This is a genomic window from Pedobacter alpinus, assembly GCF_042684645.1.
GTDB lineage: Bacteria > Bacteroidota > Bacteroidia > Sphingobacteriales > Sphingobacteriaceae > Pseudopedobacter > Pseudopedobacter alpinus.
The window spans coordinates 19,728-35,328 of the sequence record NZ_JBHULV010000014.1; the positions used below are offsets into that span (position 1 = coordinate 19,728).

At 32.6% G+C, this 15,601-nt stretch carries 12 protein-coding genes; 6 read left to right on the top strand and 6 right to left on the bottom strand.

The window, feature by feature from the left end; genetic code table 11:
• The first annotated feature begins 237 nt into the window (after positions 1–237).
• The gene (locus ACFSSE_RS04830) at positions 238–1,788 is read left to right on the top strand and encodes an Rne/Rng family ribonuclease (protein WP_379041803.1); all 1,551 of its coding nucleotides are present in this window, start codon (positions 238–240) and stop codon (positions 1,786–1,788) included.
• A 220-nt stretch (positions 1,789–2,008) separates the two neighbouring features.
• Complete coding sequence (locus ACFSSE_RS04835; protein ID WP_379041805.1) at positions 2,009–2,587, top strand: 1-acyl-sn-glycerol-3-phosphate acyltransferase; 579 nt, start codon at positions 2,009–2,011, stop codon at positions 2,585–2,587.
• Positions 2,588–2,796: 209 nt separating this feature from the next.
• Here the strand turns inward: ACFSSE_RS04835 and ACFSSE_RS04840 are convergent, their stop codons facing one another.
• Positions 2,797–2,961, bottom strand: coding sequence for a FeoB-associated Cys-rich membrane protein (locus ACFSSE_RS04840; protein WP_379041807.1), 165 nt, complete (start codon positions 2,959–2,961; stop codon positions 2,797–2,799).
• A 119-nt stretch (positions 2,962–3,080) separates the two neighbouring features.
• Here ACFSSE_RS04840 and typA point away from each other — a divergent pair, with 119 nt between their 5' ends.
• Positions 3,081–4,892, top strand: coding sequence for a translational GTPase TypA (gene typA / locus ACFSSE_RS04845; RefSeq protein ID WP_379041809.1), 1,812 nt, complete (start codon positions 3,081–3,083; stop codon positions 4,890–4,892).
• 93 nt (positions 4,893–4,985) lie between these two features.
• Here typA and ACFSSE_RS04850 read toward each other — a convergent pair whose 3' ends face one another.
• From ACFSSE_RS04850 to ACFSSE_RS04860, 3 genes are all read right to left on the bottom strand, one after another.
• The gene (locus ACFSSE_RS04850; RefSeq protein ID WP_379041811.1) at positions 4,986–6,917 is read right to left on the bottom strand and encodes an LTA synthase family protein; all 1,932 of its coding nucleotides are present in this window, start codon (positions 6,915–6,917) and stop codon (positions 4,986–4,988) included.
• 153 nt (positions 6,918–7,070) lie between these two features.
• Positions 7,071–9,839 (bottom strand): PAS domain S-box protein, encoded by a 2,769-nt coding sequence (locus tag ACFSSE_RS04855; protein WP_379041813.1) that lies wholly within the window; start codon positions 9,837–9,839, stop codon positions 7,071–7,073.
• A 7-nt stretch (positions 9,840–9,846) separates the two neighbouring features.
• Entirely contained in the window at positions 9,847–11,118 is a 1,272-nt protein-coding gene (locus tag ACFSSE_RS04860) for a serine hydroxymethyltransferase (protein ID WP_379041815.1), read from the bottom strand.
• A 127-nt stretch (positions 11,119–11,245) separates the two neighbouring features.
• On the opposite strand from ACFSSE_RS04860, the gene ACFSSE_RS04865 reads away from it, so the two are divergent.
• On the top strand, positions 11,246–12,268 hold the full coding sequence (locus ACFSSE_RS04865; protein WP_379041817.1) for a Gfo/Idh/MocA family protein: 1,023 nt from the start codon (positions 11,246–11,248) through the stop codon (positions 12,266–12,268).
• On the opposite strand, the gene ACFSSE_RS04870 is transcribed toward ACFSSE_RS04865, so the two are convergent.
• Positions 12,225–12,986 carry a segregation and condensation protein A gene (locus tag ACFSSE_RS04870; protein WP_379041819.1) on the bottom strand — a complete coding sequence of 254 codons (762 nt, stop codon included), beginning with the start codon at positions 12,984–12,986 and terminating at the stop codon, positions 12,225–12,227. The two genes, ACFSSE_RS04865 and ACFSSE_RS04870, sit on opposite strands and share 44 nt — an antisense overlap.
• A 269-nt stretch (positions 12,987–13,255) precedes the next feature.
• Between ACFSSE_RS04870 and ACFSSE_RS04875 the strand changes: the two genes are divergently transcribed.
• Both ACFSSE_RS04875 and ACFSSE_RS04880 read left to right on the top strand, forming a co-directional pair.
• Positions 13,256–13,600 (top strand): hypothetical protein, encoded by a 345-nt coding sequence (locus tag ACFSSE_RS04875; protein ID WP_379041821.1) that lies wholly within the window; start codon positions 13,256–13,258, stop codon positions 13,598–13,600.
• Positions 13,601–13,931: 331 nt separating this feature from the next.
• Positions 13,932–14,330 carry a hypothetical protein gene (locus tag ACFSSE_RS04880; protein ID WP_379100763.1) on the top strand — a complete coding sequence of 133 codons (399 nt, stop codon included), beginning with the start codon at positions 13,932–13,934 and terminating at the stop codon, positions 14,328–14,330.
• Here the strand turns inward: ACFSSE_RS04880 and ACFSSE_RS04885 are convergent.
• Entirely contained in the window at positions 14,327–15,595 is a 1,269-nt protein-coding gene (locus ACFSSE_RS04885; protein WP_379041825.1) for an MFS transporter, read from the bottom strand. The genes ACFSSE_RS04880 and ACFSSE_RS04885 overlap by 4 nt on opposite strands.
• Between the last annotated feature and the right edge of the window lie 6 nt (positions 15,596–15,601).

Sequence of the window (15,601 nt, forward strand, 5' to 3'; positions counted from 1 at the left end):
ACATTAAAATTAAAGATTATGCCAAGCGGTAAAAAAAGAAAAAGACATAAAATGGCCACCCACAAGCGTAAAAAACGCTTAAGAAAAAACAGACATAAGAAAAAATAGGCAAGCCCTATTTTATTGATAACAAAATATTTATCTCTTAAATTTTAGGGGGTAAATATTTTGTTTTGTGTTTATTTTTCCTCTGTTGATAAAAAGATTGTTAAACAATCTTTTCTAAAAAAGTAGCTGTTGGTAAAGGAGTTAATTATTAATTCGACCCCAAGTGGGGTTACTATTGCATTACTGCAAGACAAGCAACTGGTAGAACTTAACAAAGAGCAAATTAACAACAGTTATGCTGTTGGGGATATTTATATGGGCAGAATTAAGAAAATTATGCCCGGCTTAAATGCTGCTTTTGTTGATGTTGGCTACGAGAAGGATGCTTTTTTGCATTATTTAGACCTTGGCCCACAAGTACAATCTTTGCTAAAATTAACTAAGCAAGTAAGAGGTAATTCTTATAAAGACCGTTTATTAGATCATTTTAAGAAAGAAACTGATATAGATAAGGGTGGTAAAATTTCAACCATACTTACTAAAAATCAGTTATTACCTGTTCAAATTGCTAAAGAGCCTATTTCTACAAAAGGCCCTAGGTTAAGCTCAGATTTATCTATTGCAGGCAGGTTTGTAGTACTAGTCCCATTTTCTGATGTAATTTCTATCTCAAAGAAGATAAGAAGTAACACAGAGCGTACACGCCTAAAAAAAATTGTTGAAGGCATTAAGCCCTCCAATTTTGGCGTAATTATTAGAACCGTATCTGAGCATAAGGGAGTTGCAGAAATTCAAAAAGATTTATTGGATTTGATCTCTAAATGGGAAACTTTTATGAAAAAGTTACCACACACAGATCCTTCAAAAAGAATTTTGGGCGAAATGGGTAGGGCTTCAACCATTTTAAGAGATATCTTAAATGATGATTTTACCCATATTCATATTAACGACCCCGCCATATACGAAGAGGTGAAATCTTATGTACATGAAATTTCTCCGGAATTGGAGAAAATTGTAAAACTGTACAAAGGAAAAGAACCTATTTTCGAACATTTTGGTATCGAAAAGCAAATTAAAGGCTCTTTTGGAAGAACCGTAAATTTAGCTGGTGGCGCCTATTTAGTGGTTGAGCATACGGAAGCTTTACATGTTATTGATGTAAATAGCGGTAACCGTAATGCAAGCCCAGAAAACCAGGAAGAGAATGCTTTTATGGTTAATAAGGAAGCTGCTAAAGAGATTGCAAGGCAATTAAGGCTAAGAGATATGGGCGGTATTGTGGTTGTCGATTTTATTGATATGCACAAAGCCCCAAATCGTAAAGACTTATTTGATTATCTAAAAGCAGAAATGAATTTAGATAGAGCTAAGCATACTATTTTGCCTCCAAGTAAGTTTGGTTTGGTTCAAATTACGCGTCAAAGGGTACGCCCAGAGATGAATATTGTAACCAACGAAAAATGTTCTTCTTGTGATGGTACCGGAGAAATTAAAGCAAGTATTGTTTTATTAGATGATATTGTGGCCAATTTAGATTATGTTTTAAATGAACAAGCAGAAAAAGGAATTACATTATGTGTACATCCTTATGTAGAAGCTTTTATTACTAAAGGATTAGTTTCTTTACAAATGAAATGGTTTTTTAAATATGGGCAGTGGGTTAAAGTTAAACCTATCGCTGCTTATCATTTAACAGAATTTCATTTTTTAAGTTCTAAAGAAGAGGAAATTAAGCTATAAGCCTAAAAAAGTATCTTTTAATTCAGCCTATAAGTTTGCTTATAGGCTGTTTTTTTATAGCATCTATTCGTTTACATTTGATTAAATTATCAATTAACCCTAGTTTGATAATCAATAATAATTTTAATCTTTATATATTTCTTAATACTAAATGATTATAAAGCCTAAACACCTACCAGTTCCAATCCTTAAAATACTAGCTGTTTTTTTAAAGTGGTATATGAAAAGGCGTTTCAATAAATTAGTAATTAATAGTGTTCCTAAAAAAGAAAACCATTCTTATCTATTAATGTTTAACCATTTCAGTTTTTGGGATGGTTTATTGGCTATTTATTTATGTTTAAGTTTAAAAGAAAAAGATGATGATTTGAGAAGCATTCATTTTATGTCTTTAAAAAAGCAGATGGAAAAAAAGCCATGGCTAAGATATATCGGGAGTTTTTCTGTTGATCCTAGAAAAAAATCTATTAAAGAAAGTCTGGATTTTGCAGCAGAAATATTAAGTAAACCCGGCAATGTTTTGGTGCTATATCCACAAGGAAACTTAGAATCTAACCATGTTAGGGATATTATTTTACAAGATGGAATAAATCAGATAGTTCCTAAAATTGCAGGTAATTGCCAATTGGTTTGGAGCAGTAATTTGGTGGAGTATTTTGAAAGTTTAAAACCAACTGTTTACTTCCACATGATGGATGCTGGCACTAACCACGATTATGATTTTGAAACATTAAGTGCCAAAATTAATGTACATCATAAAGAAGCCATTAAAAAGCAATTCAGATTTACAGATAATTAAGAGCCTGTTTAAAATTTATCTAATAATTTGTTTATGCTTCTTTTCGGCTACAAATTCGTTAAATTTTTTCGGTACATTAATTTTTTAAAAGGAACTCAAGAGTGCTAAAGCAGTTTTCGAGATAGTAGCTTTGCCATCTCTCCAAAATTTGCCTCTTTTCGCTCAAAAATAAGCTATAAACATTTTCACAATATAAATTTAAAAAGGCTCTAAAATTTGTTTTTTTTAATTTCTGTTGCAGAAAAATCAACAGCACATTTTTTACAACCACTACTGCAAGATTTTTTAGCTTTTAAAGTATTGTAAATAAGCCTTGCGACGTAAAAAACAGCACCTATGAATAAAATTATTATCGCTATATTTTGAAAATTCATGATGTTCAAAGTTAATTTAATATAAATAATAGATAGTCATTTTAAATTCAAATGATTAACCTGCAATAATTACAAATTTAAAGCTTACCTTTGCAGAAATTTTTATAGAGTTTTTTTGCATGCAAAAGATAAGAAACATAGCGATTATCGCCCACGTTGACCACGGTAAAACCACTTTGGTTGACAAAATTTTACACTCTTGTTCTATCTTCAGAGATAACGAATCTACAGGAGAATTAATATTAGATAACAACGATTTAGAGCGTGAACGTGGTATTACCATCGTTTCAAAAAACGTATCTGTTCAATATAAGGACGTGAAAATCAATATTATTGATACTCCTGGTCACGCCGATTTTGGTGGTGAGGTTGAGCGTGTATTGAAAATGGCTGATGGTGTTTTGATATTATGTGATGCTTTTGAAGGTGCAATGCCTCAAACTCGTTTTGTAACACAAAAAGCTTTGGCTTTAGGTTTAAAACCAATTGTTGTTGTAAACAAAGTAGATAAAGAAAACTGCCGTCCAGAGGAAGTTTACGAACAAATTTTCGAATTATTCTTCAACTTAGAAGCTACAGAAGAGCAATTAGATTTCCAAGTTATTTATGGTTCATCTAAACAAGGATGGATGAGTACTGATTGGAAAACCCCTACTGAAAACATTTTCCCTTTAATGGATGCTATTTTGGAAAACATTCCACCAGCACCCATACAAGAAGGTACTTTACAAATGCAAATTACTTCTTTAGATTATTCTTCTTTTGTAGGTCGTATTGCAATTGGTAGAGTTGCCCGTGGAACGATTAAAGAAAATATGCCAGTTTCTTTAGTGAAACGCGATGGTAAAATTGTAAAATCAAGAATTAAAGAATTATATACTTTTGAGGGATTAGGCAAAGTTAAAGTTGCTTCTGTTTCTTCTGGAGATATTTGTGCGGTTGTAGGTATTGATGGTTTTGATATTGGTGACACCATTGCTGATTTTGAAAACCCAGAACAATTAGAAGTAATTTCTATTGATGAGCCAACAATGAATATGTTGTTTACCATCAATAACTCTCCTTTCTTTGGTAAAGAAGGTAAATTTGTTACTTCACAACGTTTACGCGAGCGTTTACATAAAGAATTAGAGAAAAATTTGGCTTTACGTTTAGTAGAGACTGATTCTCCAGATTCTTACTTAGTTTACGGACGTGGTATTCTGCATTTATCAGTTTTAATTGAAACAATGCGTAGAGAAGGTTACGAAATGCAAGTTGGACAGCCACAAGTTATCGTTAAAATAATTGACGGTGTTAAATGTGAGCCAATTGAGACATTAATTGTTGATGTTCCGGGTGAAGTTTCTGGTAAAGTAATTGAATTAGTAACTCAGCGTAAAGGCGAGTTGTTAATTATGGAGCCTAAAGGCGATTTACAACATTTAGAATTTGATATTCCTGCTCGTGGTATTATAGGTTTACGTAATAACGTTTTAACTGCAACTGCCGGAGAAGCGATTATGGCTCACCGTTTTAAAGCTTATGAGCCTTGGAAAGGTCCAATCCCAGGACGTTCTAACGGTGTATTGGTTTCTATGGATAAAGGTATGACAACTGCTTATGCAATTGATAAATTACAAGATAGAGGTCGTTTCTTTATTGATCCAGGAGTTGATATTTACGAAGGTCAAATTTTAGGAGAGCACATCCGTGATAATGATTTAGTGATCAATATCACCAAAGGAAAGCAATTAACTAACATGAGAGCTTCTGGTACTGATGATAACACTCGTATTGCCCCAGCTATTAAATTCTCTTTAGAGGAATGTATGGAGTACATACAAGCTGATGAGTACATTGAAGTTACACCATTAAGCATCCGTTTACGTAAAATCTATTTAACAGAACAAGAACGTAAGGTTAAAGGAAAATCTTTAGTAAATCAATAAGATTTAATTTAAAACATATTTAAAAGGTCTCAAGTTTTATAATTTGAGACCTTTTTTGTGTCTATATTTTTGATTGCTTAATCTTGGTTAAGCTTATTTGGCAATTAAATCATTGTTAATCATGTGGTCATTGTACTGCTGTATAAACGCTTTTAGGTGCTGCTCCATTTTCTCCACTTGTATTTGAGCTGTTTCTTTAATGTCGTTTTTAAGAAAAATATCATCCTTATAATTGAATAGCTTTAGTACTTTATCGTTCCTGTAAATCATTAAGTAATTGCCCATTATGATTTGATAATCGCCATTTATGGTATTTATTACAAATTGATTTTCGCTAGGTTTCAACATATCGTTACCAAAAGCGAAATAGGGTTTATCATAATGTAAGTAATTCATAATTGTTGGTAAAATATCAATTTGTTGCACAGGCCTATCAATTTCTCCTTTTAAGTTACCACTGGGATCGAATATCATGATGGGTACTGCAAAGGCTCCTAATAATGTTTTATACTCATCATGCCAGGCAACAGTAGAATGGTCTGCTGTAATTACGAATATCGTGTTTTTGTACCAAGCAGATTTTTGGGCTGCCTGAAAAAACTTTTTTAAAGCCATATCAGTATAACCAATATTTTGATGAATAGGCAAAGTACCTTTCGGAAATTTGCCCTCATATTGGCTAGGTACTTTAAACGGATGATGAGAAGAAACGGTGAAAATATTACTGAAAAAGGGTTCTTTAAAAGTGTTTAATTGTTTAGCCCAATATTGTAAAAATGGTTCATCCCAGATGCCCCAAATTTGGTCAAAATCAGCATCGTTATTATATTCTGTTTTTCCATAATAGTTTTTAACGCCAGCTACATTTACAAAAGAGCTAAAACCCATAGAGCCATTTGGTGCGCCGTGGAAAAAAGAAGTATGATACCCTTCTTTACCTAATAAACTAGCTAAACTGTTAATTTTATTGCCAGAGTAATAGCCTAAAACAAACGGTTCATTTATACCTGGGATACTCGCAATTACAGATGGAAGCCCTTCTATAGATTTACGGCCATTAGCATAAGCATTGTTAAAAGATAATGAAACAGATTTTAAAGAATCTAAAAAAGGAGCATAGCCTTTATATTTACCATTATCTAAATTTTTATTGAAACTACCAATATACTCTCTGCTAAAACTTTCTAAAACTAATACAACAATATTTTTTTTGTTAAAGCTTTGGTTTGCTTCATTACTATTTTTTATAGGATTGTACAAACTATCTAATGCTGATTGGTTAAAATAGGATACCTTTTTTAAGGGTTTTGTTTTAACAGTTCTGATGATAGAAAATGGGGTATTGATCACAATGTTTATTTCGGCAGGGTCTGTAACAAATTCGCCGGCATTGCTTAATGTTATTGGTCTTGTACTATGTCTAAAACCGCCTCGCATTGCGGCAATACAAAACCAAAACAACACCAGCATCATCATGGTTGTTCCAACGTAGTATGGTATAGGTTTAGAAATTATAGGAAGCCCAATTTTTATTTTTTTATACAACCATACCATTAAAAACAGCATCAAAATAAAAAATACGGTAATGTACCAGTAGTCTAAAAATGCAAATTTGAAAAACAGCTTTGATAAATTACTTTCGTTTTCAAACTGAGAGAAAACTGAAAAAGTGGTTCTTTTTAAGGTGAAAGGATAGTAAACAATGTCGGATGTGTTTGCTAATATGCCAATGGCATTGGGTATGTAAAATAGATATGCACTTAATTTTTGGTACTTTATATTATATACAAACTTAAAGGGTATAATTTGACTTATAATAAATAGGATGTTAACGTAGATAATTGCACTTAGATCAAACTTTAACCCACCTAAAAATATACGATATAACTCATGAATGTTTAAGCCAGTAAATGAGTTAAGATTGAAGATTAGAAATACAGCTCTACCAACGGTATATAAAAGAAATATAATGAGTAATCTTAAAACTAAAGCAATATAGATATTACTTCTAATGTATTTTAGCATTTTTGGCCTAGTTGTTTTAACGGCGCAAAGTTAAATTAAAATTAATGTTAAATTTTAATTAATAAATATGATATGGTTGACTAAATATCTATATAAAAGGTTACAAAATTAACCTTTTGTATATTTCATGTTATGAAACTAAAACGGATATATCTACGCGTTAAGATGGATTTTAATTTTTGTCATCAATTCTTCGGGTTTAAAAGGCTTTAATTGAAAGTCATTCATTCCGCAAGCCTCAATTTCGTCTAAATTATCTTCAAGTATTGAAGCGGTTAATGCAATAATTGGTAATTTTTTATAGTATTCTTCGGGTTGTTGTCTTATTTTTTTGGTTGTCTCGTAGCCATTCATATCAGGCATGTGTACATCCATTAATACCAAATCAAACGCTTGGGTTTTTAATAATTCAATTGCATTAAAACCGCTGTCTGTAGTGGTAACCGTTAAACCATATTTAGTTAAAACTTTGCGGGCTAATAGTGTATTGATATCGTTATCATCAACCACTAAAATTTTTGCATTTATATTTTTTATAACTTCGGGCGTTACCATTGTATCTGTGTGAATTCCTTCTTTAAATTCATTAAAAATAAGGTTAAATGTAAATTCTGTGCCTTTGCCTAAGGTACTTGCTACTGATATTTCACCTCCATATAAGGTTATGAGTTTTTGAGAAATAGATAGTCCTAAGCCAGAACCACCATATTTTCTTGATGTATTGGTTTCTGCTTGGGTAAAAGGTTCAAAAATAGAATCTAACTTAGCTTCGGCAATTCCTATACCTGTGTCTTTTATTTTAAACTGAAGATTAATTTTTTGGTGTTGAGCTTCTAATAAATTAACTTCTATTGATATTGAACCATGTTCAGTAAACTTAATAGCGTTGTTAATTAAATTTACTAATATTTGATATAAACGGGTTTTATCACCTCGTATTAAATCTGGTATTTTATCACTTACGAAATATGTAATGCTTATGTCTTTTTCTTTAATTTTAAACGCAAAAGTGTTAACAATGTCTTTTAGCAAGTCTCTAACAGATAGACGCTTATTTTCTAACTCCATCTTTCCGACTTCAATTTTAGAAAAATCTAGTATGTCATTTATCAAATTCAATAAATTATCTGCCGAAAATTTTAATAGATTGATGGATTGTACTTGAGTTTCTAATTTTTCTTCTTCGTTTAAAATATTCGATAAACCAATTACAGCATTTAAAGGAGTTCGTATTTCATGGCTCATTATAGATATGAACGTCTCTTTTGCTTTACTTAGTTGTAAGGCTTCTTCTTTAGATGCTAATAGCTGAATTTCTATTTGCTTACGATTTGTAACATCTGTAATAATTTCAATCTGGTGGTATTGATTTTTAGCTTCATCATGTAGAGGAGTATTTGATATAGATAGCCAAACCTCGGTGCCATCTTTTTTGTAAACTTTTAACTCTATAGTATAAGGTTTATGCTTTAAAGCCTCTTCTCTTACTAATTCTAATAATTGCTTATCTGTTTCTTTACCTTTAACAATATCGCCTAATTTATAACCAATAACTTCTTCATTACTATAGCCTAAAATATTTTCTAAAGCTTCATTTATCCAATTTACCTCTCCATTTTCATCGCAAATGCAAACCCCATTATTGGTTTTGCTGGCTACTAAGGATAGTAATTCTAACTGTTTTTCAGATTCTTTGCGTTTAGTAACATCTATTATAATTTCTATTAAACTTTCAACTTCTCCTTTAATATCTAAAATTATAGTGTTATGTATAGAAAGCCATATTTCTTGTCCGTCTTTTTTGTAGGCCAATAACTCTATCGCAAACGACTTTTTATTTTCTGTTTCTTTTCTGGCCTTTACTACTATTTCTTTATTAGTTTCTTTACCAACAATTACATCACCTAATTTTTTGTTGGTTAAATCATTTAAGTTAAAACCAGTAATTTTTGTAAAAGCGTGGTTTACCCAAATTACTTCACCATCTGGTTTGCTAATAACCACGCCATTGTTAATTTTACTGGCTACTGTAGATAACTGGTTTAAGTTTTTTAAAATTTCTTTTTGTTTGGTAATTTCTCTTCCAATAATATACCAACGTCTAGCTTTCGTTACTGCATTCCAACTTATCCACTTAATCTCGTTGTTTTTAGATTTAATTCTGGTTTCAACCTCAAAATTTTTAATCTTATTTTTGAGGTTTCTGGCGGCTAATTCTAAAACTGATTTTTTATCTTCTTTAACAATAAATTCAGAAATGTTTAATCCAATACATTCTTCAGGGTGATAACCGAAAATTTGGAGAGATGTATTATTTATGCTGGTGATTTCTACTTTATCATTTAAAATGCATATTAAATCTGGTGATGAATTAAATAGAATATTATAATCATCAGTAATTTTGTTAGATTGATGTTTTTGGATATTTCTTTTTCTAAGCTCTAAAACATTTAGTACCTGTGCAGAAAGAGCGTTAAAAGATGTTATTTGGGCTGTATTTAACACTTTTTCTATTTCACTACAAACACATAATGTTCCTATAACTTGTGCTTTAGATATTAGCGGGATACCAGCATAAAACTTCAATGGTATATTTTTGTTTTCACAAAGAAATTTAGTTTTTGGGTGTGTTTGAATGTTAGCAATTTGTAAAAATTGTTTTTCTTCAATAGTAACCTTACAAACAGTTTCGTTTAATGAAATTACTAGTGGAGCAAAACCTTTAGCAAAACGTATTTCTTGCCTATTATCTTCAATAAATGATATAAATGCCAAGTCACATTCGCAAATGTAACTGGCTAATTCTAGTAAATTATTAAATTGATCATCAGAATTTCTATTATACAAATCATAATCATCCATAATTTTATTAGGATGATTATGATTTGTTAAAGTTTCAAGATCTTCTTCTGATGATTTCAAATCTAGGTTATTTATAAAGGGGATGTTTAGCCATCCACGCATTAACTTTGTTACGGATATCTTTTAATAAGGTTTCATCTTTATGGTTAATGATAGCTTCATCAATAAACCCAACAATTTGAACCATATCTGTTTCAACTAATCCTCTACTTGTTATTGCAGCAGTACCAACTCTAATGCCAGATGTTACAAATGGAGATCTTTTATCAAATGGAACCATGTTTTTATTAACGGTAATATCTGCTTTACCTAAAGCTTCTTCTGCTAATTTACCAGTAATGTCTTTGTTGCTTAAATCTATAAGCATTAAATGGTTATCTGTACCGCCAGAAATTAAATGGTAACCTTTTGCTACTAAAGCTTGCGCCATTGCATCTGCATTTCTCTTTACCTGCGTAATGTATGCTTTATATTCATCACTTAAAGCCTCGCCAAATGCAATTGCTTTTGCTGCAATAATATGCTCTAATGGGCCACCTTGTGTACCCGGAAAAACAGCACCGTCCAAAATAGCCGACATTTTTTTGACTTCACCTTTTGGTGTTTTTAAACCCCAAGGATTTTCAAAGTCATTACCCATCATTATTAAGCCACCACGCGGGCCTCTTAATGTTTTATGAGTAGTTGTAGTAACTATATGGCAATGTGGGAGTGGATTTTTTAATAAACCTTTAGCTATAAAGCCAGACGGATGAGAAATATCAGCTAAAACTAAAGCGCCAATTTCATCGGCAACAGCTCTAATAAATTCATAATCCCAATCTCTAGAGTAAGCAGAAGCACCACAAATAATTAATTTTGGTTTTTCTCTTAATGCAATTTCTTCTAATTGTTTGTAATCAATTAAGCCCGTTTCTTCCTGTACTCCGTAAAAAAATGGTTGGTATAATTTTCCTGAAAAATTAACAGGAGAGCCGTGTGTTAAATGACCTCCGTGAGATAAATCAAAACCTAAAATTTTATCTCCAGCGTTTAAAACTGCCAATAAAACTGCTGCATTTGCTTGTGCTCCAGAGTGTGGTTGTACGTTTGCCCATGCTGCGCCAAATAATTCTTTTGCTCTCTCAATAGCAATAGTTTCTATTTCATCTACAACTTCACAACCACCGTAATATCTTTTTCCGGGTAAACCTTCAGCATATTTGTTTGTTAAAACAGAACCTGCTGCTTCCATAACTTGCTTACTTACAAAGTTTTCTGATGCAATAAGTTCTATTCCGTTTTCTTGGCGCTCTTGTTCTTTTTCAATTAGGTTAAAAATTAATTGATCTCTTTTCATGAATTTTTATTAAATTTTTAATATTATTACAAGCTTGTAGAGTAATACACTCGTTTTTTAGTTTTATTTTAACTGAAATAAAGCCCTAAATTAGACATTTTACTGCATTTTTTGAATTAAAAATTACATGAGCACAATAAACTTCGTAATCATTGGTATTGGTAATATTGGAACAAAGTATGTTAACCTTATCAATGGTTTTAAAGATGCTGAATTGGTAGCTGCTGTTGATATTAATTTTAATTCCAGAAAAGCAGTAAATAAATTAATCCCTTTTTTTATTTCTGTAGATGATTTTATTGCAGCTAAAATTCCGGCTGATGTTGTATGTATTTGTACGCCTAATGGCTTACATGCACAACACACTATAGCTTGTTTAAATGCAGGGTACCATGTAGTTTGTGAAAAACCAATTGCATTAAAAACCGAGGATGTTGAGCGAATGATGGTAGCAGAAAAAAAATCGGGGAAAATGGTTTTTGCAGTAATGCAAAATAGATACAGCCCAGTTGCTATTTGGTTAAAAAAGTTGATGAAAAACAAATTATTGGGTAATATTTTAATGTTACAGATTAATTGTTTTTGGAACAGAAACCAACAATATTACAATGATTCGCCATGGAGAGGAACTAGAGAAATTGGTGGTGGACCATTATATTCTCAGTTTAGTCATTTTATTGACTTGATGATATGGCTTTGCGGAGATCCGGTAGATATTAGTAGTGATTTATATACTTTAAAGCCCGAAATAAAAACAGCATTTAATGATAGCGGAATGATAAAATTTACTTTTAGAGATGGGGGTAAAGGCGTATTTAATTTTAGTAACGCTGCTTATGAAACTAATGTTGAAAGTAGTTTAACCATTATAGGTTCTGAAGGAAACGTGAAAGTAGGAGGGCAGTATATGGAGAAATTGGATTTTGTGAATTTAAAAGAGAATTTTGAAATTCCTGTTTTTAATCAAATTACTCAAGCAAATAACTACAATTATTACCAAGGCTCTGCCGATAAACACGATGTATTTTTAACAAGAGTAATAGAATGTATTCATAAAGGGGTTAAACCAGAAATAGGTTTAGAAGATGAATTACATGTAATTAATTTTATTGAACAGGCTTTGTTTTTTGCTGAAGCCAAAAGTTATTAAAACCAAGTCCAATTTGAATGTTAGCCAACTCTTGTTGCAACATTTCTAACATTGCTAAAAAGTTATATACAAACTGCACCTTATCTTTAGAAATACTCATCAAATTATTGAAGTCCATTTTTTGATTGATTGCCAATAGCTCCCCAATTTTTATTTTTTGTTCTTCAATGCTGTAAGGATATTTTTCTACTGTATGAGTCACAGCTTTAGCCCTAATTTGGTAATTGGCCATTGTTTTATGGTAAGATTTTAGCAACTTATACAAATCAAATGAAGTAAAACCTTCGGTTTGGTCAGTTTCTGATAAAAGAATTTTTACATCTTCTAAAATATTTCCTCTCTTTAATTTAAAAAACCTTTCTTCTTCAAATTTTTTAAGATCTTCTGCAGCTTCTTTAAATCTTTTATATGCTAACAATCTTTTAACCAAATCTTCTTTTAAATCTATTTCTTCACCTTTTTCATTCAATTCTGGCCGAGGTAATAACATTTTAGCTTTTATACGCATTAATGTTGATGCCACAAAAATAAACTCACTAGCCAGCTCAATATTTAAAGCATTTAGCTGGTGCAGATAGTTCAAAAAATCGTCGGTTATTTTTGAAATAGGGATGTTGTAAATGTCCAATTCGTCTTTTTCAATAAAGAACAATAACAAATCAAACGGACCTTCAAAAATGGGAAGTTTAATGGAGAAATCTTCTACTTCAACAGACATTAAGCTATAACTCTAAATTATTTTAAAAATTGAAATCAAATATAGCAAGTGATACTGAAATTAGAGCGTTTTAACGCTTGATGTTGCCTATAATGTAAGAATGAATTTGCCTTCCTCCAGTTTTAATGATTTTGGTGGAAGTTTGTTAAGCAATAAAACCTATAAGGTTTTTGAAACCTTATAGGTTTAGAAGGATAGGAAAAATTCAAAAGGCCTTTCCGCCGGCAATGAGGCGGGAAGATTTTAATTCAAAGAACAAATCAAAAAAGATGGATAACCGTAAACCAAGCGAGAAGCAATCAACACAGGGATCGTCACCTCACCCCATCGCAAAACCCGACGCTTCACTCGTCACAATGACGCGGTTGTGGAAGGCAGTTCGTGTTAATGGGAGTATTGTAAAAAGGATTCCCAAAAGCAATAACCATTCATTACCGTCAAATTCCGCCTTGTTTTATGCGGTAGGGATGCAGAAACTAGAGCAAAATGTTAACCGCTTCATATATTGTGGAAAAAGCCTCACCCCAGCCCTCTCCGAAGGAGAGGGTGAGCTTATCAATTGGAAACTTGCAGTCAGCAAAGTAAATGTAACCTTTCCGCTGGCAATGATTTAACAAAACATTACAAATAATTGAAACACCAAAAATCCAGATTCTTCCAATTAAGCACCAATCTTAAATTACTGTAAATTCCGCCTTGTTTTATGCGGCAGAGATGCAGAAACTAGAGCACTTCCTTTGTATCAGAAAACGCCAGCCTACCGCAGGCAGGCAGCGGAGAGTTTATTCAATCTGTTTATTGTTTTTTAAAGGCTTTCATGTATTCGCTCCGCTCGGGTTTGGGTAGTGATTTTGGTGGAAGTTTGTTAAGCAATAAAACCTATAAGGTTTCAAAAACCTTATAGGTTTAGAAGGATAGGAAAAATTTAAAAGCCAACCGCCGGCAATGAGGCGGGAAGATTATAATTCTAAGAACAAATCAAAAAAGATGGATAACCGTAAACCAAGCGAGAAGCAATCAACACAAGGATCGTCACCTCACCCCAGCGCAAAATTAGACGCTTCACTCGTCACAATGACGCGGTCGTGGAAGGCAGTTCGTGTTAATGGGAGTATTGTAAAAAGGATTCCCAAAAGCAATAACCCTTGGTTAACGGTGAATTCCGCATTGTTTTATGCGGTAGCGATACAGAAATTAAAGCACTGCCATTGTAGCAGAAAACGCAGCGGCGGCTCTTTGTTACTTTTGAGCTGCAGCAAAAGTAATAGCCTTTCCGCCGGCAATGAGGCGGGGAGATTACCACTTAAAGCAATACATTCAAAAGAAAAAATCAAGAAAAACTAAGAATTACTGATATCCTCTAAAGTCATCGGTACCAACTTCTTCGTCTTAAACCACGTAACCCCAGCAACCAATAAAGTCATAGATCCCCCAAAAACTATAGCCGGAACGGTACGCATTAATTTAGCGGTTAAGCCCGATTCAAACTGACCAATTTCATTGGAAGAACCAATAAACATGCTGTTTACCGCAGAAACCCTTCCTCTCATTTCATCAGGCGTTAAAAGTTGTAAAATAGTTGAGCGAATAATCACACTCACGCTGTCAAAAGCGCCTTCTAAAAATAAGAAGAATAAAGTGAGGTAAAAATTAGTAGAAAGTCCATAACAAATAATCGATACACCAAACCCTGTAACCGCAATCAGTAAGTTTCGCCAAGGTTTACCCATAGGAGAAAACCTCGTCATCAATAACATGGTTAAAACAGCACCAACTGCCGGCGCAGCTCTCAGGAAACCAAATTCGGTGGCACCAACATGTAAAATCTCTGTTGCAACTACTGGAATTAATGCAACTGCACCGCCAAAGAAAACAGAAAATAAATCGAGACTTAAAGCGCCAACTAGCATTTTTGTTTTAAATACAAAACGCAACCCTTCTGATAAGCTTTGGTATATGCTAGTAGTTGGAATATAAGTTGCGGGTCTGCTTTTAATAAAAAATGTAGCTATAAAAGAGATGGCTAAGCAAACAATAATAAAAATAAAAGTATCGTGAATGCCAGAAAAACCATAGAGCAAGCCTCCAATTGCAGGACCAATAATAGAAGCTGTTTGCCAAGCAGAACTATTCCAAGTGGAAGAATTAGGGTAATGTTCTCTGGGAATCATTAGGGCCATTAAGGAGAATGAAGTTGGAGCGTAAAACCCTCTTGCAATACCATTTACAAAAATCATTAAGTAAATAATATAAATGAGGTTAGATTGCCTTAATTGTACGGTTACCGATGGTAATGTGACTACAAAAAGCACAGTTGAAGAGAGTAGAATAAGTGCGACAACCCTATTCAATAAAACTTTTTTATTAGATTTATCCGCAACATAACCGCCGTATAAAGCGATACCAATAGCAGGAATGGCTTCTGCTAAACCCACTAAACCTAAAGAAAATGGGTCTTTTGTAAGGTTATAAATATACCAACCAATTACCACCCCTTGCACTTGGTAGCCAATGGTTAAAAAAAAACGCATCAACAGAAACGACCGAAATTCGGGGTATCTTAATGCAATGTATGGGTCTTTTTTTAGGGATTGTGGAGCTGCTTCCAATGAATG

What these genes read in the sequence shown, in the direction of transcription:
- ACFSSE_RS04835 (WP_379041805.1), top strand. Translation starts at nt 2,009, where the DNA reads ATGAAAAGGCGTTTCAATAAATTAGTAATTAATAGTGTTCCTAAAAAA.
- ACFSSE_RS04840 (WP_379041807.1), bottom strand. Translation starts at nt 2,961, where the DNA reads ATGAATTTTCAAAATATAGCGATAATAATTTTATTCATAGGTGCTGTT.
- typA (WP_379041809.1), top strand. Translation starts at nt 3,081, where the DNA reads ATGCAAAAGATAAGAAACATAGCGATTATCGCCCACGTTGACCACGGT.
- ACFSSE_RS04850 (WP_379041811.1), bottom strand. Translation starts at nt 6,917, where the DNA reads ATGCTAAAATACATTAGAAGTAATATCTATATTGCTTTAGTTTTAAGA.
- ACFSSE_RS04860 (WP_379041815.1), bottom strand. Translation starts at nt 11,118, where the DNA reads ATGAAAAGAGATCAATTAATTTTTAACCTAATTGAAAAAGAACAAGAG.
- ACFSSE_RS04865 (WP_379041817.1), top strand. Translation starts at nt 11,246, where the DNA reads ATGAGCACAATAAACTTCGTAATCATTGGTATTGGTAATATTGGAACA.
- ACFSSE_RS04870 (WP_379041819.1), bottom strand. Translation starts at nt 12,986, where the DNA reads ATGTCTGTTGAAGTAGAAGATTTCTCCATTAAACTTCCCATTTTTGAA.
- ACFSSE_RS04875 (WP_379041821.1), top strand. Translation starts at nt 13,256, where the DNA reads ATGGATAACCGTAAACCAAGCGAGAAGCAATCAACACAGGGATCGTCA.
- ACFSSE_RS04880 (WP_379100763.1), top strand. Translation starts at nt 13,932, where the DNA reads ATGAGGCGGGAAGATTATAATTCTAAGAACAAATCAAAAAAGATGGAT.